This is a genomic window from Parabacteroides sp. AF39-10AC, assembly GCF_003635405.1.
Lineage (GTDB): Bacteria > Bacteroidota > Bacteroidia > Bacteroidales > Tannerellaceae > Parabacteroides > Parabacteroides distasonis.
In genome coordinates, this window is the sequence record NZ_QTLP01000034.1 from 1 (window position 1) to 24,113 (window position 24,113).

The following is a 24,113-nucleotide window of genomic DNA, read 5'->3' on the forward strand; positions in this document are numbered from 1 at the left end:
ACCACAAAGATAAGTCAAAGAACGCCTTAATCAATTATTCAATATAAACTCTATTATAATAACAAAAAAACTAATTCTATTGAAGACCGGAGGATGACCGGATAAGTCTGAGCAATTCTTTGTTTGCCCGGCTATCCATGATGGTTTCCCGTTTTTCTTCAAAAAGATTGAGTGTTGTGGAGCATTCCCCACAGATGTCAATGCCCACTACCTGTTCTTTCTGAAGAATAACAGCCAGCAGTTTCTCCAATTCCCATAAGCTGAGAGAACCTTGATCCCAGTTTGTTGCTGCCGAAGCCGGATTCAAGACATCCTTGTCTATGGAAATATAAACCGGCCCGTTGATATGTCCGGAAGAAAAGTCCTGCCAACCCTCTTCGTGCATGAGCGTAGTTTCACTGTAAAACCGGACTTGTCTTTCATATCCTTTCGGCACAGCCTGTATCAGTTTGTCTGAAGCACCTACGATAATTACTTTCTTGCAGTTGTTGTTATGGTCCAATATATCCTTTACCCAACTTCCGCAAGAAAGTATGTTGTCAAACAACGGTGGCTGCATATCGGGATGGTGGTCGAACACAATCAGCGAGAACGGAGTTTCGAGTTTGTCTGTCCAGAATTTAGTCAAATAATGATAATTGCCTGAATCGATGAAATGGACTCCCTCCGCCGGATGATCAGCAATCATCCGCTTCAAAGCCAAAGTACCATCCCTGTCACAGTAGCCCTCTGTACCATAAAGATGACGACAGTCCAGCCATATAAACTTATTGTTCCGGGCAAACGCCTCGTAGTCATACACTCCCGTGAAGTTCATGATGATGATCGGCCATGCTATCCGTTTATCTGTTTTTTGATTTTGCCCGCTCATACGTTGTTTTTGCATATCCTTTTACTGTTCATTAAAACCATCGTACATAACAGAAATCTTGCCGGTGAGGTAACAAAGCATTCTTGGGATACATACGGAAGGCCTGCTTGAAGCTTCCGGCGTTGAAAATGCCGGATGTCGCCTTAAAGGTATATAAATTCCCATTCTTGGAAACTGACGAAAGGGGAATTACCTCATATATGTGATCCTGACCGCCTTCATGCCTGATAATGACCGATTCTATTCCGATTGCGTCATCCAGGCCTTTCTCATCAACGACAACCGTCACCTCATATTCCTTTCCGGCTTCAACCGTGGCATTCAGCCCATTCCCAGCCTCTATGGATTTGATTTCTATGGCATCCCATCTGCTCCGGACGTTTGCTTTCCAGTCAGCCATCATTTTCGCCTTCGCAAAGTTGTCGGCTGCCAGAATATGGAAATGCTCTGACAGCTTGTTATAGAACCTGTCATAGTAGTCGTCCAACTGTCTTTTCATGGTAAAATGGGGAGCGATTTGTGCGATTGAGTTCTTGATATACTTGACCCAGTTTTCCGAATAGTTCTTCCCCCCATGCTCGTAATATAGTGGCAGGATGTCATGCTCCAACAAATAATAGATGGCTTCGGCATCCAGCTGGTTTTGGTACTGTTCATTCTGATAAGTACTTTTATCGGTCAGTGCCCATCCGGCATCCTTGCGGTATCCTTCATACCACCAACCGTCCAGCACGGAGAAATTAAGCACACCGTTCATCAATGCCTTCTCGCCCGACGTACCCGAAGCTTCTGCCAACCGCGTAGGGGTATTCATCCAGATATCCACCCCCGAGATAAGATGGCGCGCCAGGTCCATGTCGTAATTCTCCAAGAATATGATTTTACCTAAAAATTCCGGGCGCCGGGATATTTCCACGATTTGCTTGATCAGTCCCTGCCCGGCACCGTCATTGGGATGGGCTTTGCCTGCAAAGATGAACTGTACCGGATATTTCGGATTATTCACGATCCTAGCAAGTCGGTCTATATCCGTGAACAGAAGATGAGCCCTCTTATATGTAGCAAAACGGCGTCCGAAACCTATTAGAAGGGCATCGGGATTGAATCTCTCAAAAATGGAAACGCTCAATGCCGGATCAACCTGACTCCTGAGCCAGTCCTTGCTGCATTTGCTTTTGATATAGTCCAGCAATTTTGCTTTCTGTTTTAACCGGGTATTCCATATCTCTTCATCTGGGATGCCATAGACAGCCTCCCAGATTTTCTGATTGGACTGGTCACAGAAAAAGTTCTCATCAAAATTGTCCTTGAAAAGCTTTTTCCATTCTGCCGCACACCAGGTAGGCAGATGTACCCCGTTGGTTACATAACCCACATGGTTCTCTTCCGGGAAGTATCCCTTCCAGATCGGCGCAAACATTTGCTGGGATACCGATTTATGTAACTTGCTGACGCCGTTTACCTCCTGGCAGGTCTTGCAGGCGAAGACAGACATGCAGAAACGTTCCTCCTTGTCTCCCGGATTGTGACGCCCGAGATCCATCAGGTTATCCCAGGTTATACCCAACTTGCCAGGATATCCCTTCATATATTTATTGAAAAGCCCTTCGTCAAAATAATCATGACCAGCGGGTACGGGAGTATGTACGGTATAAAGTGAGGAAGCACGTACCAGCTCCATGGCCTGCCCAAAATTCAAGCCGCCATTTATGTAATCACAAAGCCGCTGGATATTGATCAATGCGGCATGCCCCTCATTACAGTGATATACATCCTTCGTTATACCCAAAGCTTTCAGCGTCATCATCCCGCCTATGCCAAGCAGAATTTCCTGTTTTAGCCGATTCTCCCAGTCACCTCCATACAGATGGTGAGTGATAGGGCGGTCAAACTCGCTGTTGAGTTCATTGTCCGTATCCAGCAGATAAAGGGGGATACGCCCCACACTGGCTTTCCAAACATTGGCATGTACCACAAAACTGTCGGCATAGGGGACGTGGATTACCAGTTGTTTCCCATCCGGTTGCATTACCTTTTCAATCGGGAGCTGCCCGAAATTCTGCGCTTTATAATTGACTGTCTGCTGGCCGTCCATGGAAAGCGACTGGTCAAAATAACCGTAACGGTACAAAAGTCCTATGGCACAAAGGTCCACATTGCTGTCCGACGCCTCTTTCAGGTAATCCCCCGCCAACATTCCCAAACCACCGGAATATATCTTAAGAACTTCATCCAAGCCGTATTCCATGCTGAAATAAGCTATTGACGGGCGCTGGTGGTCCGGTTCCACATCGACGTATTTTTTGAAGGCGGAATAGACGGCATCCATTTTATAGACAAAGTTCTCATCATGTGCCAGCGCTACCAGCTTTTCATAATTTATCCGCTCCAGAAACAATACCGGATTCTGTTCCACCTCTTTCCAAAGTCCCGGGTCCAAATCACAATACAGTTTCTTTACGTCATCATTCCATGTCCACCAGAGATTATGTGCGATTTCTGCAAGCTTCCGCAGTTCTGCAGGAAGATGTGAACCTACTGTAATCTCCCTCCATTGAGGGGTATTTACATTATAACTTGAATATTCCATGACATTTTATATTAAATTAAATAAGTTCTAATCTTTATTCAATCCTTTTATTATTTTTCGTTTACCGACAATCCATACCGTATCATTCTCCTTGAAAATTGTATCAGGGTCTGGATTCATAATATTCACGGTACTTCTCTCTATTCCGATAATGACGCTATCCGATATGTCCGCCTCCCGGATCGTCTTTCCGATCAATGGTGAACCTCCTTCGACAGGAAATTGCCCTATTTCCATCTCATCCTGCGAGGATGTTCCGTTCCCGTTCCTTTCTACCTTCTTTTGCTCCATGGATGTCCGGAAGCTTTCCAACTGCCGGTCCGTACCTACGACCGTAACCTTGTCATATGGATAGAGATGCTCTTCCCCTTGTGGTATATCCAGGCGTTTTTCTCCACGGGTGATTGAAATCACATTTATCTGAAACAAGGTGCGCAGGCTGCTTTCTTTTAATGTTCTGCCCACATATATGGAATCAGGGGATACTGTGAAATCCGCCAAATGTAATTCCTTGAACGGGATATTGCTGCCAAGGGTGGAGCCTGTATCACTTTCTGTAGAAAGTCCATTCCCGTCCGTCCCTTGAAAGTTTGCCATAAATTGTCTCTCTATAGTCAGCGACCGTTTCTTGATCCGCTTGGAGAAATAAATGACGGCAATGATAAGGGAAGAGACTACCAGCCCGGCTCCCAAGGCAACATTGAAAAGATGGGTAATGATACTCATCATGATAATCGTGCAAATCAGTATTTTGACAAGTACGATTGATACCAAAGGCCCTCTGTTGAACTTGTTGTCCGTCCAGAGTTTACGGAACTCGGCTGAATTGTTCTTTTTCATGATGATGGCCCATAGAAACGGAGATATGACAAGAAAGATGATGATGAAGCCCAACAAGTTCCCTTCCATTCCCGGCAGACTTTTCCTAATCAAAGGATGCACATAGGAAAAATATAAAGTGATGAAAAAAACGCATACGACCAGATAGAGTGTGACAGACACCAGCATAGACCGGATCAGTTTATGCCAAGTGCCCTGGTGTTTTACAGTCATTGCCCCGGACGTATAGTGTACGAGATAATCTTTCAGGAATCCAGGCATGTGGATGTCTATAAACCGGTATGCCGGTTCCGAAAGCCGTATCATATAGGGGGTAAGAAAAGTCGTTATGACAGATACGGCCACTATGACCGGATAGAGATACTTGTCCGTGACATTCAGACTGACGCCTAAAGATGCGATGATGAATGCGAACTCACCGACCTGTGTCAGTGAAAAGCCGGACTGTATGGCAATTTTCAACGGCTGGCCGGAAAGCAGGACACCAAAGCTCCCGAACAGGACCTGACCGGACAGTACCAGCAATGTCAGGATAAGAATAGGGACGGCATATTCCCACATCATGGCAGGATCGATCATCATTCCCACCGACACGAAAAATATGGAAGCGAACAGGTCTTTTACCGGCTGTACGATATGTGCGATTTTTTCCGCTTCAACGGTCTCTGCCAGCAGGGACCCCATGACAAAGGCTCCCAATGCGGCAGAAAATCCCGCTTTTGTCGCAATCATCACCATTCCCAGGCAAAGTCCCAGAGAGGTTATCAATAAAATCTCGTTGCTGGTGAAACGGCGTATCTTCTTCAGCAGGGTAGGTATCAGATAGATACCCAATGCCGACCAGAAAATCAGGAAAGCGGCCAGCTTCAATATACTTTCCAGCATCTCCTTCCCTTCAAAATGTTTGCCTACCGCCAACGTGGAAAGAATAACCATCATCACTACCGCCACCAGATCTTCGATGACAAGAATCCCCAAGACAATGCCGGTGAATTTCTGTTGGAGAAGTCCCATGTCATTGAAGGCCTTGAATACGATGGCCGTGGACGACATGGACAACATTCCACCCAGAAAAATACTGCTCATGTGGGAGAACCCCATTGCATTCCCCGCTGTATAGCCTATGAACATCATGCCACATACAATAGTGACAGTGGCAACGATAGCCGTAATGCCCACATTTATCAATTTCTTGAACGAAAAGTCCAGTCCCATCGCGAACAGCAGAAAAATGACACCGATGTCCGCCCATATTTTGATATTGGCAGGATCGGAAACAGTCGGGACCAGGGAAACGGAAGGACCCGCCATAATACCGGCTACAATGTAGCCCAATATGACCGGTTGCTTCAGCCACTTGAAAATGACGGTTACAATACCGGCAATAATCAGAATTATGGCAAGATCCGATATTAAAGGAGCAACTTCTGACATATTAACGGTTATTTTAGATCGATAATTCGTTAAGGACCCGGATCAGGCTTTTGTCAATAGGCTTGTCCTTTTTGATTGCCTGGACAAAAGGAACATAAACAATCTCGTTGTTCCGTATGCCTATCATAACATTTCGCTGGCCTTCCATCAAGGCCTGGATTGCGGCTTCACCCAGCCGGCTTGCCAGTATGCGGTCATTGGCACTCGGAGCGCCACCCCGTTGCAGATGGCCCAGGATAGAAACCCTGACATCATATCCGGGATATTCCTTCTTTACCCGGTCGGCGTAATACATGGCACCTCCATTCTTGTTTTCAGGACTTTCGGTCACAATTACGATGCTGCTGTTTTTCGTCTTTCTGAATCCACGTCCGATGAATGTTTCCAACTGGTCCACGTCCGTCCGGTCTTCCGGAATGATGGCCGCTTCAGCACCGGAAGCTATTGCGCTGTTTTGTGCCAGGAAGCCCGCATCACGCCCCATCACCTCGACAAAGAAAATGCGGTCGTGCGAGGTGGCCGTATCCCGGATTTTGTCCACACACTCCACGATGGTGTTCAGGGCCGTATCATATCCTATGGTAAAATCGGTGCCGTACAGATCATTGTCAATGGTGCCGGGCAATCCTATGCACGTCACATCATACTCCTCCGCAAAGATCCGGGCTCCCGTCAGGGAACCGTCTCCACCGATAATTATCAATGCATTGATGTTCTCTTTCTGTATGATCTCATAAGCTTTCTTGCGTCCTTCGGGAGTGATGAAAGTCTCGGAGCGGGCTGTTTTCAGTATGGTACCTCCCCTCTGGATAATGCTGCTTACGTCTTCCGTAGTGAGTTCTTTCACTTCACCGGCAATCAGCCCCTCGTAACCTCTATAAATTCCTTTCACTTTAAATCCGTTAAAAATAGCGGCGCGGGTCACGGCACGGATAGCCGCGTTCATTCCGGAAGCGTCCCCTCCGGAAGTCAGAATTCCTATATATTCATCTTTTTTCATCTATCTCAGTTCTTGTTTTGTTTCATTCTGCCAATATAGCTTTCAGTTTTTTCCGGCAGTGAAAAATACGGCTCTTTATAGTTCCCAAACTCACGCCGGTTCTTTCCGCTATCTCACGGTATTTGAATCCTGACAGGTACATCTCAAAAGGTATGAAATGTGACTCCGGTACACTTTTGATGGCATTACGTATCTTTTCCAGGTCATAGTTCTTGTCCACCTCCTCTCTACAGGACTCGTCCATGATCCGCGAATAATATGCAGGATCGGAGGATATGTACAGGCGGGTATGACCGACCTCCGCCCGGTAACCGTTGATAAACGTGTTGCGCATGATGATAAACAGCCACCCTTTGAAATTCGTGTTCTTGTTGTAACTTTCTTTGTGAAGCATTGCCTTGAGCAGGGTATCCTGCAACAGGTCTTCCGCCTTCTCCCTGTTAGCTGTCAGTTTGTACGCAAAACGGAACAGTTCGTCCTGTACGCCAAGTAGTTCTTTTTCAAAATTGAATTCCTTCATCGGTTGTGCCGGTTCCCTGTTCCGGAAGTGTCTGTTAAAGGTCGGACGGCTTTTCCGAACAAGAAAAGCCTGTCCGACCTTACGACATTCCAGATCTGGAATTATTTAACCTCGATAGCCTTGAAAGTTTTTTGTTTTTCTTCCTCCTTCATTTTCGGGATTTCAATGGACAGAATCCCGTGTTCGACTTTTGCGGAGATCTTATCCTTCTCCACATTTTCAGGCAGCAGGATGGTCTGCTGGAACTTGGAATATGAGAATTCGCGGCGGAGATACTTCTTGTCTTTCTTCTCCTCCTTCTTCTCTTCTTTCTTTTCCATGCAGATTGTCAGGTTGTTGTTCTCGTCAACATTCACCTTGAAATCATCCTTTGTCATTCCGGGAGCCGCCATTTCAACCTTGTAGTCCTTGTCATTCTCAATGACATTGATGGCAGGAGCCGTAACTCCCGTTTTTGCCAGCCACTCATTCTCGAAGAAATCGTTAAAAATACTCGGCAACCAGTTTGAGTTTGTTTTTACAGGTACCATTTTTACCTCCTTTTTTAATTGTTAATAAATAAAATATTCAAAAAGACAATACAATCCAGTCTGATTGACTGACTTTTATCGTCTGATCATACCTTGTTCGGCTACAGCCTTTGTCCGTTTCCGTATCTCTTCCGGGTTTCCAAGGTAGTAGTCCTTGACAAGAACCAGCCTGTCGTCAAATTCAAAGACATAAGGAACCGCCGTAGGCAGGTTCAGGTTGGAAATATCCGTATCGGAAATCCCTTTGAGATGCTTGATGATTCCGCGCAGGCTGTTGCCATGGGCGACTACCAGCAGGCTGTCCTTATACATCAATGCGGGAAAGATGATGCATTCCCAGTAAGGCATGACACGCCCAATAGCATCTTTCAGGGATTCCGTACGGGGAAGTTCCCTATCTGGCACACCGGCATAGCGGATATCCATGCCCGGATTACGGGGATCATCTTTGCCTACCGGAGCGGGAGCCACGTCATAGCTTCTTCGCCAGATGTGTACTTGTTCTTCACCATATTGGACCGTCGTCTCACTCTTATTCAGTCCTTGAAGCATGCCGTAATGCTTCTCGTTCAGCCGCCAGGTCTTTTCAACCGGAATCCAGTCTTCATCCAGCCGGTCCAGGACACAGTTCAACGTTTTTACGGCACGTTTCAAGTAAGAAGTGTAAGCTGCCTCAAAAGAAAATCCGGCCTCCCGTAATGCATCGCCTGCCTTGCAGGCTTCTTCGACTCCTTTCTCGCTTAAATCCACGTCCGTCCATCCGGTAAAACGGTTTTCTTTGTTCCATAGGCTTTCGCCATGACGTAATAACACTATTCTTTTCATGGATACTTCTCCTTTATGCAATGGTTATTGAAGAATCCAGATATACGTCCTGAATGGTGTTCAGAAGTTGAACTCCGTCTTTCATCGGTTTCTGGAAAGCCTTACGACCGCTGATCAGCCCCATACCACCTGCACGCTTGTTTACTACTGCCGTTACGACGGCATCATGCAGGTCGGATTCCCCATGGGATTCCCCGCCCGAGTTGATCAATCCGACACGTCCCATATAGCCATTCGCCACCTGATAACGACAAAGGTCTATCGGATGGTCAGTGGTCAGTTCCGAATACATACGCTCGTTTGTCTTTCCGAATCCGATAGCCTTGAAACCGCCGTTATTGGATGGGAGCTTCTGCTTCACGATATCGGCTTTGATGGTAACCCCGATATGGTTGGCTTGTCCTGTTAAATCGGCAGCGGCATGATAGTCGGTTTCATCCTTTTTGAAGCTGCTGTTTCTCAAATAGCACCATAAAATAGTAGCCATTCCCAGTTCGTGGGCATATTCAAAAGCCTGTGACACTTCCACTATCTGGCGGCGGCTTTGTTCCGAACCGAAATAAATGGTAGCGCCGACAGCTACAGCACCCATGTTCCATGCCTCTTTTACCGTACCGAACATTACCTGGTCGTAGCTGTTCGGATAAGTCAACAGCTCGTTATGGTTCAACTTCACGATGAAAGGAATCTTATGGGCGTACTTACGTGCCACAGCTCCCAGAACTCCGAATGTGGATGCCACGGCGTTGCATCCTCCTTCAATGGCCAGCTTTATGATGTTTTCGGGATCGAAATAAAGCGGATTGGGGGCGAAAGACGCTCCTGCAGAATGTTCTATCCCCTGATCCACCGGCAGGATGGAGACATACCCGGTATTGGCCAGACGCCCGTGCCCGTACAGGGCTTGCAGGCTCTCCAAGGTGCGTATATTCCTGTCGGAATTCATCCATACCTTATCTATCATATCCGGTCCCGGAATATGGATAAGTTGTTTGTCTATCGTCTTACATGTATGGTTCAGGTAGTACTCAGCCTGTCCTCCCAATAAATCTACTATTTTCATCTTATTTATTTTTATTGATTATTCTGGTTTATGACTCCCGTTCACCCAGTTTTGCATCCATAAAAAGGATAGCACTGTCTCCGGCTTTCCTCAGCCGACTAACAATATTGAGTACATTCGCTTCTTCTTCTACCTGCTCACGAACAAATTGCCACAAGAAGTTCTGAGTGGCATTGTCTTTCTCTTCGGATGCTACCTGTACCAATTCATCAATCAGTTTGGAAACATGTTTTTCATGCTCCAAAGCATGTTCGAATACTTCAACAGGGTTACCCCAACCTTGTGGAACCACATCGACCTTGTCCACTTTCGGGGTTGCCTCACGCTTAATCATGTACTCAGCAATGGCATATGCATGCCCGATCTCTTCTGCAGATTGTTTCTGCATCCAGCGAGCCATTCCGGAAAAGCCCTCTCTTTCCAGATAAAAAGACATCGATAAATACAGGTTGGCAGACCATAATTCTGCTGTGATTTGCTCATTCAGGGCATTTTGCAATTTTTCAGTCATGACGAATCAAACTTTTAATGTTAATAATAAATCCAAATTATCTCTCTTCTTTAAGAACAAGCATGGGCTTGTTTCAAAATTTCAATTAATACCGGACGTATCCCGCTGATAAAACATTCCACGGCGATCACCATCAGAATAAGTCCCATCAGTCTCATCATTACATTGTTTCCCGTCTCTCCCAAGATTTTTAAAAGCTGGGTGGACGCGCACAGAATAAAGAATGAAAGAATGCAGACCAAAGCGATTACGCCAAGCAATACTATTTTGAAAGTATATTCCGAAGCATCTTCCATCAATGTTATTCCACTGGAAATCGCTCCCGGACCGCATAACATCGGAATGGCAAGAGGTGTGATGGTTATATCTTTGGAATATTCTTTTCGTTCAGTTTCATTCAGTTTCACATGGGTGAAATGTGCCTGCAACATATCATATCCGATTTTAAAGATGATGATACCTCCCACAATCCGGAATCCGTCTGTTGAGATGCCGAAAAAATGAAACAGGAACCTGCCCGATAATGTAAAAAGGACTAATATGATAAATGCAATGGTACATGCTTTCAAGGCGATACATCTGCGTTCTTTCGTATCCATTCCATCAGTCATTTGCAGGAATACCGGCATCACTCCAAGCGGGTCCATCAAGGTGAATAGCGAAGTGAAACACAATGTTATATATACAAATATATCCATGATGACATATATTTTATTGTCGATTATTATATCGCAAAAAACATACCAGATAGCATTCTGCAATATTAAATTTTGCAGAATATCAATCTTAAATCCATACCGTCAAAAATAAGGTAGTCTCCGTTCGTTTTCCTTGTAATAATTCCATAAATACCGTACTTACATATATACGGTCTGCATACAGCCCGCTGATGAAAGAATGGAAGGACATGTTCACATTCCGGCATAATATGAGAAATGTGTTTACCTGACATGATATGTACTGCTCGTGTTCAAGCAATTCATTCAGGGCATTCAATGGCGTTGTCCATTCATGTGTATCCCGTTTCATTTCATTGATTGCAACACATCCTCCATCATGGCATATCCGATTCATCATCTGATAAACCTTGTTCATATTGTCCTGTGCTTGGGAGTTTAGCCAGGAGCTAAGTATTGGAAGCCGTTCATCTTCAAAATAGACCTGCAATGACAGGTATAAACCGGTTGACCATATTTCTGTATTGATCAACTCATTCATGGCGTTTTCTATTCGTTTATCCATTATCACTCTGAATATTGAAAATCCATTACTAATATTATGTGTTATTCCCTGTATATAAAAATTCCATTCGATTGTGGGTAACCCATAAAACGGAATTCTTAAACGAGGCTTAAATAATAGGATACTTATCCGCATAGACAAATTGTCACAAAAAATAGTGCTATGGTGTCTTTTTGTCTTGTTTTTCTTGCAGAATATCCAATAAGATATCCAGTTCTCTTTCTATTCCTTCAATCTTATCGGAAATACAGTCCAAAGTATTATGGTGCAGACTAGCTTTACAGTCCTGCAACTCTCTTGATAGAGAAAGTACCTGCAACCAAAGTTCTTCCTCTGTGTGACAGGGGGAGTTACTATTATCTAGTACCATAGAAGGAGAAGGCAGAAAAGTGTCTTGGCATGTAATTTGTATGATAATGAACGGTATGTCCCGAAAGAGACAGGATGGAAATGAAAGGATAGAATATTCCACAAAAGACAGTAACAAACGAAGGGGGGAAGTCGTTGGAGACAGTTGTCTCGCTTTTAAAACAACTTGCTTTCATAATGTTTATAATAAGCCAACCCTGTTCCCTGGAGTTGTGTTTATATAAAGTTAAGCGTGGGAACTTTGGTATTACCGTTCAGAAGTATCCCCATACTCAACAACATATAATACACAAAGCCCCACGCCTATATATAACAAAAATCTATATAAATAGTACGTGGAGCGTCCAATGTATTATCCAATTGTTGTTTCGAAATTGGGGATTTCCTGAACTTGGATAAGACCTTAACGCTTTACTATAAATCTTCTATTTTTAAAAGACTAATACAAATGTAATAAAAGAAATGAATTCTTTCAAAGGAAATATCTCCTTTTTTAAGGGGTGGCTTAATTTTTCTTCATTGAAAGTCTTAGAATTACTGCCTGCCAAAGCCCGTCACAATTTTTTTGAAATCCTCAAGCTGTACATTAAGCTCTATATAGTACAAGCAGAAAAACAGACCATGATGCCGCAGGCAGTATAGGCCATAACCCACTCTTCCGTGAGTATCTTATCTATTTGACAATAATAAAAATGTAAAGGAGGATAATGGCATGGACAATATTCGTATCCCAATACATATAGGTTAACATATAAGGGAGAATGGTCACGGAGTCCACAAACCGTAGAATGAAAAAATATATTTCCATCGTGCACGGTTTATGCCTCTATCCGGATATTTGGCCGGCGCCGCAAAATGCGCAATGCATACTCCACAAAAAACACAAGGGAGGAAAAATAAGTCATACTGAACAACGCCTGTCTGTAATGGGTCATGGATACAAATGGACTACAGATAATGGCTGCAATGGATATAACGATACAATCAAGCACAAAATAATGTACGAACGTGCCTATCAGTTGCATTTGGATGAAGCAGTACCACTTCATGCGATGTTTGGTTAGATTGAGTATGGATATAGGGGCTTAAAAATTAGACAGATACAAATTTACTAAAAAAGGAGAGGCTGTCTCAAAAGAGGTGTTTACAAACTTACTTTTGAAGATTTCATCCTTTCAAACTGCTTTTTCGTTGCCATAAGCCTCCTAAGAGGCTACTTTTGCAAGATTATATGCTATGGCTAGCAGGGCGAACTCAATTTCAACCTTCTTAAATCCACGAAGATGGAACCTCTTGAAGTGCTTGTTGTTCTTGAGGTTTCCAAATACGGCTTCCACATCCTGTGGTCGCTGACTGCGATATTTCAGACCTTCATCAGAGAGTAGCTTTTCACGTTCTCTTTCCTTGATTTTCCTCAGACGGTGATTTACCTGTACAATCCTTTCCGAGCGGCTTCTGTAGCACCGGCATCTTAACGGGCAGCCCTTATAGTTACGTGCCTTGTATCTTGATATGGTCTGCACAAAACCGTTGTTTGTTACCCGCCTTGCATCGGAGAGTCTTTCCATTCTCTGTCCCGTAGGACAATACATGCCGTCGGTTTCTTCGTTATGAAAATAATTGTACTTTATAAAGGTTTCAATGCCATGTCTGAAAGCATACAGATAGTTCTCTTCACTTCCGTATCCGGCATCACAGACAGACACGTCAGGGTATCTGCCGTAGAGGGAATGGAAATCATCCATATGCAGAGGATAGGTGGAGGTATCGCCCAACACTGATGGATGGTATAGTTCAGAATGAACTGTTTATTGGTACTGAACTGGGGATTGTATCCGGGTTTGAGTTGTCTGTTCTTCATATGGTCATCTTTCATGCGCATGAAAGTAGCATCATTGTCTGTCTTTGAGTGGCTGTTACGTCCGTCAAGTATCTTTCCCTGCGATTCATATTTCTTGAGCTGTTCAGGCCATGACTTCCTTACACGTCTTACCTTCGCTTTCATCTTCTTGTCAGCATCCACTCCATTCAGGGCATCATCTATCTGCCCGAGTGCCTTTTCCACTTTCTCCGGGGTGATATCCTGATAGGCAACCGGAGCGGAATCACGCAGTTCCTGCTTGGTGAGGGACTCGGCGTATTGCCATATCTCCTCAAGCTGTTCCGCGATTCTGGATATGCGGGTATGTATAGATTTGCCCCCCCAGACGAACGTATAACGGTTGGCGTTCACCTCCATCTTCGTCCCGTCGGTACAGGCCACATCCAGACTTACAAAACCTTCCGCCACGAGAAACTTTACAATGGTTGCAAATATCGTCTTCAGCACATCCTTTAGCCGGCTGCTGCGGAAACGGTTGATGGTATTATGGTCAGGAGTTACATTGCCGGTAAGCCACATGAAGCGTATGTCATTACGACAGAACTCTTCTATGCGACGGCTGGAATAGATATTACGCAAATGCATAGACAAGAATCTGAAGCATCATGCGTGAGTGGTACGCAGAACAGCCTTTAGGGGAATACTTACGGTAAAGTGCTTCAAGGTTTATCTGTTCAATGATGCGGTGAACAACCCGGACCGGATCGTTCCGGGGAATAAAATCGCCTAAACACGGAGGTAAAAGCAGATTATCGTTGGATGTGTAACTTTTAAACATTATCTTTGGGATATCTTACTTGATGCCCTAAGATACAAAAAATTAGGGAGATGGGCAAGTTCTGGCTGAGCGAAGTTAGGGCTTACCCGATTTTTTGCGGACACAAAAAAGGCCATCCCAAAGTTTATTTGAGACAGCCTTGTTTATTTTATGTGCAAATGTAACTGTTATCCTAAATAACCATTCAGAATTATTTCAGCATTTCACCTTTTTCGTTGAAAAACACAACGCTTTCGGTTCCGACGGCATCAACCAAAGTTACTTTATAAGTCTTTACGCCATCTTCTGCCACTTCTACGGCTGCTTCCTTAATGGTGGATTCAGCATAGTCTTTCTTGATGGCGTCCTGAACTGCCTGCGGGAGTTCCTTTATATCAATCGGTTTAAACTCGTTCACCATTGCAACGATTTCAACATCTGATGCCATGTTGTTAGCGAATGCTACTGAACTACCTAATCCCATTACCAGTGCTACTGCAAACAATACCTTTTTCATAATGCTAATTATTAAATTGTTAAACATCTTATCGTCTTACGCTAAAGAATAGACAATCACCGTGCCAAATAAATGGATATTTATCATATTGCTGTAAAACAGACCCTTATGAATTATTCATATTGCATAATGCAAATGTCTGATGGGCATTTTTTCTACAATGATGTGGAATGCGATACACATGGCTACACATGGTCTAACGACTGTGAATAAGAGAGTTGAGACGTTAAAATCATGCAGACGGCATGCGAAAGGAGTCGTAACGAAAGTAATCTCTCCATTACGGCTCCTGGTTATTATCCTTCTACTGTTAAAAAGTAATATCCAATTTCACCATGAATGTTATCGAACGATAGCCGCACTCCTTGCTCAACAGGTTGTTCACCATAAACTGGAAAGCGACTCCCTTTGTCACTTTCACGCCGAAGTAATTGCGTATATGTTCGTAAAGGAGATGGCCCATTCGCTGGGATTTGAAAATACGGCGTTCTTCACCCAATTCTTTAAACGGTTCACCGGCTCTACTCCGCAGGAATATAGAAAACATTAATCTGCCAGATACCTTTTCATTCGCGGCGAGTACTCTGTCCGGTAGTTTCCGCAACTGTCCGTATAGATAATGAAATTGTCAATTTCCGGATGCTCTTTCTACAACTGACGGGCTTTGCGGCTCCCCAACGTCATAAAGGCCGTTGCATAGGCATCAGCAAGCATGCACTGATGGGCAATAATTGTAGCACTCAATATATCCTTTTGAACCGGATATCCTGTTATCGGATTGATGGCATGAGCGTATTTCCTTCCATCTTTCAGATAGAAATTACGGTAGTTGCCGGAAGTTGCGAGTCCCAGCCGTTCCGACAGTTGCACAATTTGTTCAAGCTCGGAGTTTGTTCCGGTACTGTCATCCTTCGGTCTGACAATGCCAATGCACCAATTCCACCCTTGCGGGTTCTTTCCTTTCGCTATCATTTCGCCGCCGATGTCTATCATATAGTTCGATATGCCTTTGCGGTCGAACAAACACGCGATTATGTTACAGATAGTACCGCCGCCGAGCACCGAGAAATTGAGCAGGATGCGGGGATCGTCTTTCATCACACGGTTGCCCTGTAAACGCACTTTTCGGAAGCCTACAAAGTGGCGGATACTGTCTACGAGTTGCGGAGTGATGCTGTCAAACTTTGTAAAGCCAAATCCCCACAGGTTGATAAGCGGTGCACAAGTTACGTCAAATATCCCGCCTGTTTGTTCCGACGCTTGCATGGCTGTGCGGAAAGGATTGCATCAAGTTATATATCTTACGATGTTTTTTGTGCCAAGTGTATCTCTATGTAGAATACATTTCTAATTAGCTAAGCGATATATGAAACTAATCTTATCGAAAATTTTGTCCGTATCTTCTCCGACCTTTGGGTTAATCAGTTCAGCATATATCTGCATAGAAAAGATTGATTTTGTGTCCTAATACTTTTGTAAAGTTTCTTATGGCACGCCTTTTAATATACCCGAAACAACAAAGGTATAATGTCCGATATGAAAAAAAACTGGATTTTTATTGAAGCGAATCAATTCTTTTATTATTTTTACCTTTCCTTCCATAACCAACGTGGTGCGCCGCTGCGCCCTGCAGCTGCTCATGTCGAAACAGAAAACACTGGACAAGCAGACGCTGAAGGAAGCCTTACAGAAAGAAACACAGAGAATGTGAAATTATTACGTGGACTCCGACGGACCGCCCTGCTTGTGTTACCGGCTGCCTTGCCCGGGATGAACCTTTGAGATGCAACCGCCAGACAAAGGGGAAGAGGAACACTTCCATACCCGTAACCCGGCAGGACAGTCTTATGCCAGGGACACAACTATAGAAAAAAGGACAGACCTGATAGTAAGATGCGTTTGGCAAAAAAGGAAATGATGAATATTAATAATAGAAAAAGACATTTGTTCCGCAAAGCATACGCGGATATGTACATAAAAAAAGAGAAATATCTTCAAAAGGAGGATTGTTTTCCAGCCCCCCCATTACTGGTAGTTTTTAGGAGATAAAGCCTAAGGATATTTTGTTTTTCTCACTTGAAAACCTTTTTTTGCATAACAAAAACGTCCTTTGAATGTATGCAAGATGAAACAAGCCGCTGAATTTCGCTCGTTTCTAAATAGTTACCTATTAAATAAAAATAACAAGAGAACTATTTAATTTTCAGTTAGATAGCAAAAGCATTGTGTTTCGCCACGTAACTCGTCAGCGGAATAGGAAGACCGATTTGTTCTCCCAATTTCTTTAGTTTTGAATTCACCAGCTGGGCTGCACTCTTGTATTGCTTCCGTTCGTCCGCTTCTGCGTCGAGAATGATCGGCAACAGATAGGAAGAACCCATGGTGTCGTATTTATCTATGATTTCTTGCATGGGCTTTTCCCATTTGATTAGTAGCTGTTGGTTGGTCTTTTTTCTGCGATATGATAAAAAACCGTTTTGCAGATTACTTTTCTTTAGATAAGCCATATCTATAAATGACATTCCCCGAGTATAAAAACTGAACATAAATAGGTCTCTTGCATATTCCAAAGAGGAATCGTGGCTTAAATCCATATCGCGTATCTGCCGGATAATTTTGGCCGGAACCGCCCGTTTTATAGTTTTATCTATGCCTGTATATACATGTTTAAACGGATATCGCTGTATGACCAATTCTTTCTCTACGGCACGGTTATACATGGCCCTGAGATTTCTCATGTAATAAGAAGTACTGTTCGGACAAATGTCCTGAGATTTTAGATATTGTTCATATTCTATCATCAGATTGGAGTCTACGTTGTCGAAAGGGATGTCCCTGTCTCTCTTTCGGGAGTGCATGAATCGCTTGAAGCTATTGAGTGTAGTGGTATAAGTTTCGGTGGTGCGCATTTTCCCTATTTGTCTCAGTTGTTCAATGAGATTCTCACAAAAAGACACAAAGTATTCGTTTACAGGAGGAGCGGAATAATATTCAATGATTTCGTCTGCTGTATATTTGTATCCAAGATTCTCAAATCTTATCATGATATCTTTTAGACGTGAGGTATCTTCTTTTATACATTTTTTTAAAGAAACCAAATACCGGTGTCGGTTTTCTCCGGTCTTTGCCGGTATGATTATTTGGGAGTTGAAAATATCCCACTCATCAGGATAAATCTTGTATCCTGAATTTATCTGTCTTGCTACACGATTATGAATTACTTGATAGAACAAGGTTCCCGCTTTTCCTTCTATAGAGGAATGTCGATACTTTATTTTCAATGATGCCATTTTTTGTTTAATTAATATTATATATTCTCCAAAATAAATATTTTGGTGTATTATATGGTTAATAACCAATAAATTAGACATCTGTTTAATTTTGATTATAGTTGGGTTTGTATCAATACGGCGAAATACTTAGCTATTATATATCAGTGTAAATAAGGTTGGATTTTACTCTTTTTTTATTTCCGTTCTTCCCTTTTCCTTGTTTTCTGCCTCCTCTTGTGTGCTTTTTCATAGCTCCATCTGAGACCCTTTGTTTTTGAACGGCAAATTTATGTCGGTGGATGGATATGAAAGAGTTCCGGTCTTCGCCCTTTGTCCTGAAAAAAATAACGCCGGACGGCTTCGCTGTCCCCAACATTTTTTGTCGTCCAAAACTTTTCTAAATCCCTCCTTCCTTATTGATGCGTGCCGTAAAAAAAAGGCTCATTAACTCAGATGGGGCATGAAAGCTCAAAAAAAAGTCGGCAGAAAGAAAAGGCTATCCCGGAAAGGGGGTTTAAAAAAAGGTCTTTAAATCTAGCTGAAGCATAAAATTAGAAGTTTAACCCATTAAAAATGTGACGTATGATTACAGTGACAGAACAACTAAAGAATGTGTTTGAAGCCAACCCTTTGTATTCAAAAGAGGGGCAGGGGCTTAATGCGGAAGTTATAGCGAGATTTTTTCTTCCTTTCTCTTCGGCGGTATGGTTGGTAACGGAAGCTGAACAGCAGGAAGACGGTGACTGGCTCTTTTTCGGCTATTGCCATATTCAAGAATAGGAATGGGGGTATGTGCTTCTTTCTCAAATTCAAGAGGTGAATGTTCGTGGGTTGACCGTGCAGCTGGATAAAGGGCTGAAAACCGGTACGACGGTAAAGGATTGCCTGAATTGATTAAGGGGTAAACGGAATGTTGAACTTAAAAACGGAAGTTATGGTTTACGAAACGAATTGCACGGAAATAACACAGGATAAACCACGTTTCAAGAGCCGCAGGGACAGGCAGAGTTTTCTTTGCCCCCAGCATTGCCGTGTGGATTTTGAAAAAGGGACACTCACCATACCGAAAGCCAAAGATATTTCTGCCGTACCGCACCGCAAGTTCAAGGGTATGGTGAAGACCGTTACCATCAGCATGACACCTTCGGGAAAATACTTTGCTTCCGTATTGGTTGATACGACCATTCAAGAACTTCCGGCATCAGCGATACAGGGCAATACGACTTTGGGCATTGACTTAGGAATCAAATCACTCGCTGTATGTTCTGACGGACGCACGTTTGACAACCCGAAGAACTTGCAGAGAAGCCTTGACCGCTTGAAGCTGTTACAAAAGCGGTTGAGCCGCAAACAGAAAGGTTCTGCCAACCGCAACGAGGCTCGCATCCGTGTAGCTCGGTTGCAGGAGCGTATTGCTAACTGCCGTGAGGATAACCTTCATAAAATCACCCACGCACTCACGCACGACAGCCAAGTGCGTACCCTCTGCATGGAGGATTTGAACGTGAAGGGTATGCAGCATAACCACCATTTGGCGCAAGCCGTAGGTGACGCATCTTTCGGGATATTCCTGATGCTGCTTGAATACAAGTGCCGCTGGTATGGTGTGAATCTCATCAAGATAGACCGCTTTGTCCCAAGCTCGAAGACCTGCGGCAAATGCGGCTATGTGTATAAAGGATTGAAATTGAACGAGCGAAACTGGACTTGTCCGGAATGTGGCACGCATCACGACCGGGACTTCAATGCCGCTTGCAACATCAAAGAATTTGGCTTGAAAGCCCTACCCACGGAGCGTGGGAAAGTCAAGCCTGTGGACTGTCCTCTTGTGGATGACCGACCTCGTGTCCTAAAAAGCAATGGCAGGAAGAAGCAGGAAAAGAGAGGAGGTATTGGTATCTCCGAAGCCGCTAAATCTTTAGTTTAGCGGTAGTTCACCTTCTAGTCAAAGGGAGCAACAACCGTTCCAGAAGTTCTTTCTTGTTCTCAACGGTCATTTTGTTTCTTCCTTTGGCTATGATTTCAGCAGCCAAATCGCTTTTACGCCCGGCGATGTATTTTTGTCGCTTTCCGTTGATGACTGCCTCGATACGGAAATCATGCCGGGTGTTTTCGATGATGTTGATTTCTGATACTAGAAAGCCATCCTCTGTTTCGTAGGGTTCAACGATGGTGGGCAGGTAGTGCTTCATGGTTTCCCCTATGAGCGGAGATACCAAGCCGGAAAGATGCTCTTCGATGCGGTCTTTCCAATACTCATCGATTTGATAATTGGTGGCATAATCGTAGAAATGGCTGATGGCAAGGCTGACTTCCTCGATTATTCTTTTCGCATTCTTTATTCCGTTTTGTCGGGCAAATTGCAAGAGGTCATCTTCCGTGATGCCGTTGTCTTTTCCCGAAATATTCATAGAGTGTACGTTTTCATAGGCCGCACCGTCTAAATTGGTGGTGAATGTCATGTCGTATGCAGGGGTGATGTGCCATGTGCCGTTTCTTTCCATCAGGAAAGAGAAATTCTTGATGTGGTCATCCACGTTGCCACCCATGACATTGAATACCATCCGGCGGTACAGTTCAGATTGCTCACTTGCCGGGATGCTCAGCTTTCGGCAGACTTCAAACAAATCCTCATAGCTTGTTGCGTCCGGATTCATGGCAGCGAGCGTCTGTGTATGTATCTTCTCTCCGTTTATCCTATCGTAACGCTCCGTCAGGAAGTGATGTTTCCCCTCAATTTGAATGAGTCGGGAAGGCATCATCGTAATCCCGGCTTCTTTTGCCAACTCATAATATACCATTTCCATTTGCGTGAACGGAAAATCGTCCCCTTCTGCAAACTTCAATATGTAGTAGGTATAGCCCTCCGGCAAAGGAACTTGGCCGGAACGTATATCATGTGTCGTTTCATTGATGGCGATGATGGCTTTCGGGTGCTGTCCTCCGGCTGATGTCCCTATCTCATAGATACTTTGCAGTTGCAGTGCTTCATCATCTTGCACGGATATTTCCTCCCGTTCCTCAAAGATACGGCGTGCCAGTTGGTATAAACTCTCTATCTGGAGAGTAGAAGAGGATTCCAATCCCGGTGTGGCCGGAATGAACTCAAAGGCTCCCATTCCCCGTTTTCCGATGAAAGACAGTTTATCTACCGGCGTGAGTTTGCGCTTGGGGATATGGTTTTGTGCCGCCCATTGGTCGAAGACCATGTTACCCCACCGGTCAGGCAATGAATCTGCCAAGAACGGTGGAAGACCTTGATAAATCTTTTCTCTGTTTCCGAGTATGGGCATACCCTTTGCCGTCGATCCTTTGACAGAAGCGGTCAGTGGGGCGATTTCCACTCCTTTCTTGATGAAGTCCGGATGATAGTTGAAGACGGCTCTTTTGCTCCTTTCGTCCCAATAGAGCTTTCCGACTTCTTCCCCCCATAACATAACACTCACAACATTATTTTCCATGTCTTATCCTTTTCGGCTTTTTATTCATTATTTGTTCCATAGTATAGGCTGAAACAGGTATTTCCGGCAGCAGGTCGTCCATCTGTTCCAGACAGTCCACTACTCGCAGCAGGGCAAGAAAGTTGCCCATATTGATGTTATAGGCCTTCCCGTTCTCAAACTGGCGCAAGGTGATAAGGCTGACACCGGCTTTCTCGGCAACCTCTTTTTGGGTGAACCTATAGGTTAGTCTGTATTCCTTAAATCGCCTGCCCAGTTCCGCTATGATTTCCGGATTGGCCATGGCTTGGGTGATGTGATTCGTTGTCATATCACAAAGGTAAATATATTAACTGTTAAATCAAAATATAATAGATAATAATTAATATATTTACTATTATATTGAATGTTGCGAGATGTCGTTTGTGTGCTAATCCCCCAATTCCATGCTTCGCTTATTGCCGCCTATAATCGGGCTTTGTGCGGGCTTTATGTCCTGAATGCTTTTTAGCACTTCCTCCATTTGGAAGATTTTGGCGGCAGCGATGAAGGTGGTGGCGGATATATCCGGCTGGAGGATTTTCAGTACCTTCTCCGATGGCTGATATCCTTTCATCTTCAGTTCCAGGATGGCGTTGAAGTCATCATTCCACATAGCCTTCATGAAAGCCTGCTCTTGTTCGTTGGCAATGTCCGGCATTTGGATGGTATGCAGTTGCCTGCCGAACAAGAGCAGGTTTTTTCCGATAAAGTCGGCGTGTTCCGGTTTGACCCCGCAATCCTTGGCAGTCTCATGCCAATGCGATACGGTTTCCTGTACCTTTTCGATAATCTGTTTGTGTTCCCGGATACCCATGTTCTCACCCACCTTTTGCAGATCTTCCATCGTGAAATTGTCTTGTTTGCCGTTGAGTGACAGTTGGTGGCGGTTCGTCCATTTGCCGCCCGGTGTGTATGAGTAGCAGAGGTCGTATGCCGGTGACAGTTTCCACTTCCCTTGTCTATCCATCAGGAAAGAGAAGTTCTTGCTATGGTCGTCATGGTTCCGGCCCATGACGTTGAACACCATTCTTCGGTAAAGCTCCTCTTGGCTGGGATAAGGCAGGTTCATTTGCCTCATGATGCGGAATATCTCTTCGTATGAATGGCGCTGGTCACGGTCATAGTGGGCAAGCCCGGCCAATGTCTGTACATGAATCTTCTCTCCGTTTTCCATACGGTCAAAACGGCGTGTCATAAAATGGCATGACTCTTTTTCCTGAAGTAACCGACATTCCATCATATCGATACCACAGGCTTTTGCCATTCGGTGATAGGCATATTCGATGTTTCCTATTCCTTGTGGATTGTCCGTTATCTGCGTGTGTTCGCTGTATTTGCCGCCATCAAATTTCAGCAGCCAATACCCGAATCCTTCAGGGGCTTTTACCTGCCCGGAGCGTACCTCTCCGGTAATATCGTTATAGGCGATGATGGCCTTGGGCTTGGCACCTCCGGCTGATGTTCCTACCTTCAGTATATCCAGTATGTTTCTTCCTTCCTGGCGCAGTTGGGTCTGAAAAGCCATCCTATCTGTGAATACGAATTGGGCAAGCTCCGTCAGTTCCTCGATATGGAGGACCGATGATTCGTTCATGCCGTTGATTGGCGAGGACGGCTCAAACTCCAGTGCGCCCATGCCACGTTTGCCTACATAGCAAAGCCTGTCTAAAGGGGTTATCTCTTCTCTGGACAATCCCTTGCTGGCAAACCATTCATTGATGATCTGGTTTCCAAAAGTATCCGGCAGTGAATCGGCAAACAGTCCGGGCAACCCCTTGAAACAGTCGGTGCGGTTTTCAAGGAACCGGTAGGGTGTGTTCCTGTATTGGTCGATGGGCATGATGATGGGAGAAATGTCAAGACCGGAGCGGATGAACTTCCGTTCATAGTCGAACAAGGCGGCATTGCTTTCCTTTTCCCAATAGAGAGAGCCTACGCTTTCTCCCCACAGCTTTACATCTACTATCAAATCATTCATGGTTATCTTGTTTTAAATGGCGTACACGGTAGCGTTTCTTCCCTTGCAGTTTTTTGAGCTCTATCGGGCTGACCCGGATTTCCGGTACCAGTTGCTCCAGGTTCTCCAGCAGGCCGAGCGAGCGGAGTACGCTGATGAACAACAGCAGCGATACCGATTTGCCCTTCTCGATGTTCGCAACGGTCAAGGGGCTTACACCGGAAGCCGTTGCCAGTTCTTCCTGCGTGATACGCTGCCTGATACGTGTCTCTTTGATGCGTTGGCCGATTCTCATCAGCACAGCCGGATTGCTCATTTCATGCCACATGGTTGTTCCTTTTTTGCAAATATACAAATAATCCATGTAAATGTATAGATTAACTTGAATATATGATGTTAATCTATATAAATATAATGATTATAGTTGCCTTGTCTTTTCTTGAATTAAAAG

General features: G+C 44.3%; 23 protein-coding genes and 3 pseudogenes. 5 read left to right on the forward strand and 21 right to left on the reverse strand.

Annotation, left to right across the window (positions count from 1 at the left end):
• Window positions 1-76: 76 nt before the first annotated feature.
• From DW033_RS21630 to DW033_RS25385, 12 genes and pseudogenes are all read right to left on the reverse strand, one after another.
• On the reverse strand, window positions 77-886 hold the full coding sequence (locus DW033_RS21630; protein ID WP_122383135.1) for an arginase family protein: 810 nt from the start codon (window positions 884-886) through the stop codon (window positions 77-79).
• A gap of 16 nt (window positions 887-902) precedes the next feature.
• Window positions 903-3,461 (reverse strand): alpha-glucan family phosphorylase, encoded by a 2,559-nt coding sequence (gene glgP, locus DW033_RS21635; protein ID WP_122383136.1) that lies wholly within the window; start codon window positions 3,459-3,461, stop codon window positions 903-905.
• Between the two features lie 27 nt (window positions 3,462-3,488).
• Entirely contained in the window at window positions 3,489-5,735 is a 2,247-nt protein-coding gene (locus DW033_RS21640) for a cation:proton antiporter (protein WP_057088921.1), read from the reverse strand.
• Window positions 5,736-5,748: 13 nt separating this feature from the next.
• Entirely contained in the window at window positions 5,749-6,735 is a 987-nt protein-coding gene (gene pfkA / locus DW033_RS21645) for a 6-phosphofructokinase (protein WP_005825800.1), read from the reverse strand.
• Between the two features lie 22 nt (window positions 6,736-6,757).
• Window positions 6,758-7,255 carry an RNA polymerase sigma factor gene (locus tag DW033_RS21650; RefSeq protein WP_032537059.1) on the reverse strand — a complete coding sequence of 166 codons (498 nt, stop codon included), beginning with the start codon at window positions 7,253-7,255 and terminating at the stop codon, window positions 6,758-6,760.
• A gap of 101 nt (window positions 7,256-7,356) precedes the next feature.
• Window positions 7,357-7,785, reverse strand: coding sequence for an Hsp20/alpha crystallin family protein (locus DW033_RS21655; RefSeq protein WP_005825798.1), 429 nt, complete (start codon window positions 7,783-7,785; stop codon window positions 7,357-7,359).
• A 75-nt stretch (window positions 7,786-7,860) separates the two neighbouring features.
• Complete coding sequence (gpmA, locus tag DW033_RS21660) at window positions 7,861-8,610, reverse strand: 2,3-diphosphoglycerate-dependent phosphoglycerate mutase (protein ID WP_005825796.1); 750 nt, start codon at window positions 8,608-8,610, stop codon at window positions 7,861-7,863.
• 13 nt (window positions 8,611-8,623) lie between these two features.
• Window positions 8,624-9,673, reverse strand: coding sequence for a class I fructose-bisphosphate aldolase (locus DW033_RS21665; protein ID WP_005825795.1), 1,050 nt, complete (start codon window positions 9,671-9,673; stop codon window positions 8,624-8,626).
• A gap of 28 nt (window positions 9,674-9,701) precedes the next feature.
• The gene (locus tag DW033_RS21670) at window positions 9,702-10,184 is read right to left on the reverse strand and encodes a ferritin (protein WP_005859444.1); all 483 of its coding nucleotides are present in this window, start codon (window positions 10,182-10,184) and stop codon (window positions 9,702-9,704) included.
• Between the two features lie 50 nt (window positions 10,185-10,234).
• Window positions 10,235-10,882, reverse strand: coding sequence for a MarC family protein (locus tag DW033_RS21675; RefSeq protein ID WP_005851956.1), 648 nt, complete (start codon window positions 10,880-10,882; stop codon window positions 10,235-10,237).
• 102 nt (window positions 10,883-10,984) lie between these two features.
• Window positions 10,985-11,402 (reverse strand): annotated as a pseudogene (locus tag DW033_RS21680) (ferritin-like domain-containing protein).
• A gap of 184 nt (window positions 11,403-11,586) precedes the next feature.
• Window positions 11,587-11,796 (reverse strand): hypothetical protein, encoded by a 210-nt coding sequence (locus DW033_RS25385; protein WP_009016900.1) that lies wholly within the window; start codon window positions 11,794-11,796, stop codon window positions 11,587-11,589.
• A 787-nt stretch (window positions 11,797-12,583) separates the two neighbouring features.
• Between DW033_RS25385 and DW033_RS21700 the strand changes: the two genes are divergently transcribed.
• On the forward strand, window positions 12,584-12,859 hold the full coding sequence (locus DW033_RS21700) for a hypothetical protein (RefSeq protein WP_232432656.1): 276 nt from the start codon (window positions 12,584-12,586) through the stop codon (window positions 12,857-12,859).
• Between the two features lie 141 nt (window positions 12,860-13,000).
• Here the strand turns inward: DW033_RS21700 and DW033_RS21705 are convergent.
• Window positions 13,001-14,455, reverse strand: a pseudogene (locus tag DW033_RS21705) (IS1182 family transposase).
• A 190-nt stretch (window positions 14,456-14,645) separates the two neighbouring features.
• Window positions 14,646-14,951, reverse strand: coding sequence for a hypothetical protein (locus tag DW033_RS21710; RefSeq protein WP_005859437.1), 306 nt, complete (start codon window positions 14,949-14,951; stop codon window positions 14,646-14,648).
• Window positions 14,952-15,405: 454 nt separating this feature from the next.
• Here DW033_RS21710 and DW033_RS25390 point away from each other — a divergent pair, with 454 nt between their 5' ends.
• Window positions 15,406-15,501 (forward strand): hypothetical protein, encoded by a 96-nt coding sequence (locus tag DW033_RS25390; RefSeq protein ID WP_369799651.1) that lies wholly within the window; start codon window positions 15,406-15,408, stop codon window positions 15,499-15,501.
• A 98-nt stretch (window positions 15,502-15,599) separates the two neighbouring features.
• Here the strand turns inward: DW033_RS25390 and DW033_RS21720 are convergent, their stop codons facing one another.
• Window positions 15,600-16,217, reverse strand: a complete 618-nt coding sequence (locus tag DW033_RS21720) for an FAD:protein FMN transferase (protein ID WP_005825771.1) — start codon at window positions 16,215-16,217, stop codon at window positions 15,600-15,602.
• Window positions 16,218-16,298: 81 nt separating this feature from the next.
• Window positions 16,299-16,490: pseudogene (locus DW033_RS25090) on the reverse strand (site-specific integrase); the annotation flags it as partial.
• Between DW033_RS25090 and DW033_RS24780 the strand changes: the two are divergent.
• Window positions 16,488-16,733 (forward strand): hypothetical protein, encoded by a 246-nt coding sequence (locus DW033_RS24780; protein ID WP_199712380.1) that lies wholly within the window; start codon window positions 16,488-16,490, stop codon window positions 16,731-16,733. The pseudogene DW033_RS25090 and the gene DW033_RS24780 sit on opposite strands and share 3 nt — an antisense overlap.
• Window positions 16,734-17,158: 425 nt before the next feature.
• On the opposite strand, the gene DW033_RS21725 is transcribed toward DW033_RS24780, so the two are convergent.
• Window positions 17,159-18,241 (reverse strand): site-specific integrase, encoded by a 1,083-nt coding sequence (locus DW033_RS21725; protein WP_009276869.1) that lies wholly within the window; start codon window positions 18,239-18,241, stop codon window positions 17,159-17,161.
• Between the two features lie 564 nt (window positions 18,242-18,805).
• Between DW033_RS21725 and DW033_RS25095 the strand changes: the two genes are divergently transcribed.
• Window positions 18,806-19,003: a DUF2958 domain-containing protein gene (locus DW033_RS25095; RefSeq protein ID WP_233554288.1), complete on the forward strand. Its 198-nt coding sequence runs from the start codon at window positions 18,806-18,808 to the stop codon at window positions 19,001-19,003.
• A gap of 154 nt (window positions 19,004-19,157) precedes the next feature.
• Window positions 19,158-20,150 carry an RNA-guided endonuclease TnpB family protein gene (locus tag DW033_RS21740; protein ID WP_157261311.1) on the forward strand — a complete coding sequence of 331 codons (993 nt, stop codon included), beginning with the start codon at window positions 19,158-19,160 and terminating at the stop codon, window positions 20,148-20,150.
• 7 nt (window positions 20,151-20,157) lie between these two features.
• Here DW033_RS21740 and DW033_RS21745 read toward each other — a convergent pair whose 3' ends face one another.
• The 4 genes from DW033_RS21745 to DW033_RS21760 all read right to left on the reverse strand — a co-directional run bounded on the left by DW033_RS21745 (window position 20,158) and on the right by DW033_RS21760 (window position 24,026).
• Window positions 20,158-21,684 carry a type II toxin-antitoxin system HipA family toxin gene (locus tag DW033_RS21745; protein WP_009276866.1) on the reverse strand — a complete coding sequence of 509 codons (1,527 nt, stop codon included), beginning with the start codon at window positions 21,682-21,684 and terminating at the stop codon, window positions 20,158-20,160.
• Window positions 21,674-21,994: a helix-turn-helix domain-containing protein gene (locus DW033_RS21750; protein WP_122383138.1), complete on the reverse strand. Its 321-nt coding sequence runs from the start codon at window positions 21,992-21,994 to the stop codon at window positions 21,674-21,676. The genes DW033_RS21745 and DW033_RS21750 overlap by 11 nt, the downstream gene beginning before the upstream one ends.
• Window positions 21,995-22,093: 99 nt before the next feature.
• Complete coding sequence (locus tag DW033_RS21755; RefSeq protein ID WP_009276865.1) at window positions 22,094-23,683, reverse strand: type II toxin-antitoxin system HipA family toxin; 1,590 nt, start codon at window positions 23,681-23,683, stop codon at window positions 22,094-22,096.
• Window positions 23,676-24,026: a helix-turn-helix transcriptional regulator gene (locus tag DW033_RS21760; protein WP_009276864.1), complete on the reverse strand. Its 351-nt coding sequence runs from the start codon at window positions 24,024-24,026 to the stop codon at window positions 23,676-23,678. The genes DW033_RS21755 and DW033_RS21760 overlap by 8 nt, the downstream gene beginning before the upstream one ends.
• Between the last annotated feature and the right edge of the window lie 87 nt (window positions 24,027-24,113).

What these genes read in the sequence shown, in the direction of transcription:
- DW033_RS21630 (WP_122383135.1), bottom strand. Translation starts at nt 886, where the DNA reads ATGCAAAAACAACGTATGAGCGGGCAAAATCAAAAAACAGATAAACGG.
- glgP (WP_122383136.1), bottom strand. Translation starts at nt 3,461, where the DNA reads ATGGAATATTCAAGTTATAATGTAAATACCCCTCAATGGAGGGAGATT.
- DW033_RS21640 (WP_057088921.1), bottom strand. Translation starts at nt 5,735, where the DNA reads ATGTCAGAAGTTGCTCCTTTAATATCGGATCTTGCCATAATTCTGATT.
- pfkA (WP_005825800.1), bottom strand. Translation starts at nt 6,735, where the DNA reads ATGAAAAAAGATGAATATATAGGAATTCTGACTTCCGGAGGGGACGCT.
- DW033_RS21650 (WP_032537059.1), bottom strand. Translation starts at nt 7,255, where the DNA reads ATGAAGGAATTCAATTTTGAAAAAGAACTACTTGGCGTACAGGACGAA.
- DW033_RS21655 (WP_005825798.1), bottom strand. Translation starts at nt 7,785, where the DNA reads ATGGTACCTGTAAAAACAAACTCAAACTGGTTGCCGAGTATTTTTAAC.
- gpmA (WP_005825796.1), bottom strand. Translation starts at nt 8,610, where the DNA reads ATGAAAAGAATAGTGTTATTACGTCATGGCGAAAGCCTATGGAACAAA.
- DW033_RS21665 (WP_005825795.1), bottom strand. Translation starts at nt 9,673, where the DNA reads ATGAAAATAGTAGATTTATTGGGAGGACAGGCTGAGTACTACCTGAAC.
- DW033_RS21670 (WP_005859444.1), bottom strand. Translation starts at nt 10,184, where the DNA reads ATGACTGAAAAATTGCAAAATGCCCTGAATGAGCAAATCACAGCAGAA.
- DW033_RS21675 (WP_005851956.1), bottom strand. Translation starts at nt 10,882, where the DNA reads ATGGATATATTTGTATATATAACATTGTGTTTCACTTCGCTATTCACC.
- DW033_RS25385 (WP_009016900.1), bottom strand. Translation starts at nt 11,796, where the DNA reads ATGGTACTAGATAATAGTAACTCCCCCTGTCACACAGAGGAAGAACTT.
- DW033_RS21700 (WP_232432656.1), top strand. Translation starts at nt 12,584, where the DNA reads ATGAAAAAATATATTTCCATCGTGCACGGTTTATGCCTCTATCCGGAT.
- DW033_RS21710 (WP_005859437.1), bottom strand. Translation starts at nt 14,951, where the DNA reads ATGAAAAAGGTATTGTTTGCAGTAGCACTGGTAATGGGATTAGGTAGT.
- DW033_RS25390 (WP_369799651.1), top strand. Translation starts at nt 15,406, where the DNA reads ATGGCCCATTCGCTGGGATTTGAAAATACGGCGTTCTTCACCCAATTC.
- DW033_RS21720 (WP_005825771.1), bottom strand. Translation starts at nt 16,217, where the DNA reads ATGCAAGCGTCGGAACAAACAGGCGGGATATTTGACGTAACTTGTGCA.
- DW033_RS24780 (WP_199712380.1), top strand. Translation starts at nt 16,488, where the DNA reads ATGAAAAAAAACTGGATTTTTATTGAAGCGAATCAATTCTTTTATTAT.
- DW033_RS21725 (WP_009276869.1), bottom strand. Translation starts at nt 18,241, where the DNA reads ATGGCATCATTGAAAATAAAGTATCGACATTCCTCTATAGAAGGAAAA.
- DW033_RS25095 (WP_233554288.1), top strand. Translation starts at nt 18,806, where the DNA reads ATGATTACAGTGACAGAACAACTAAAGAATGTGTTTGAAGCCAACCCT.
- DW033_RS21740 (WP_157261311.1), top strand. Translation starts at nt 19,158, where the DNA reads ATGGTTTACGAAACGAATTGCACGGAAATAACACAGGATAAACCACGT.
- DW033_RS21745 (WP_009276866.1), bottom strand. Translation starts at nt 21,684, where the DNA reads ATGGAAAATAATGTTGTGAGTGTTATGTTATGGGGGGAAGAAGTCGGA.
- DW033_RS21750 (WP_122383138.1), bottom strand. Translation starts at nt 21,994, where the DNA reads ATGACAACGAATCACATCACCCAAGCCATGGCCAATCCGGAAATCATA.
- DW033_RS21755 (WP_009276865.1), bottom strand. Translation starts at nt 23,683, where the DNA reads ATGAATGATTTGATAGTAGATGTAAAGCTGTGGGGAGAAAGCGTAGGC.
- DW033_RS21760 (WP_009276864.1), bottom strand. Translation starts at nt 24,026, where the DNA reads ATGGATTATTTGTATATTTGCAAAAAAGGAACAACCATGTGGCATGAA.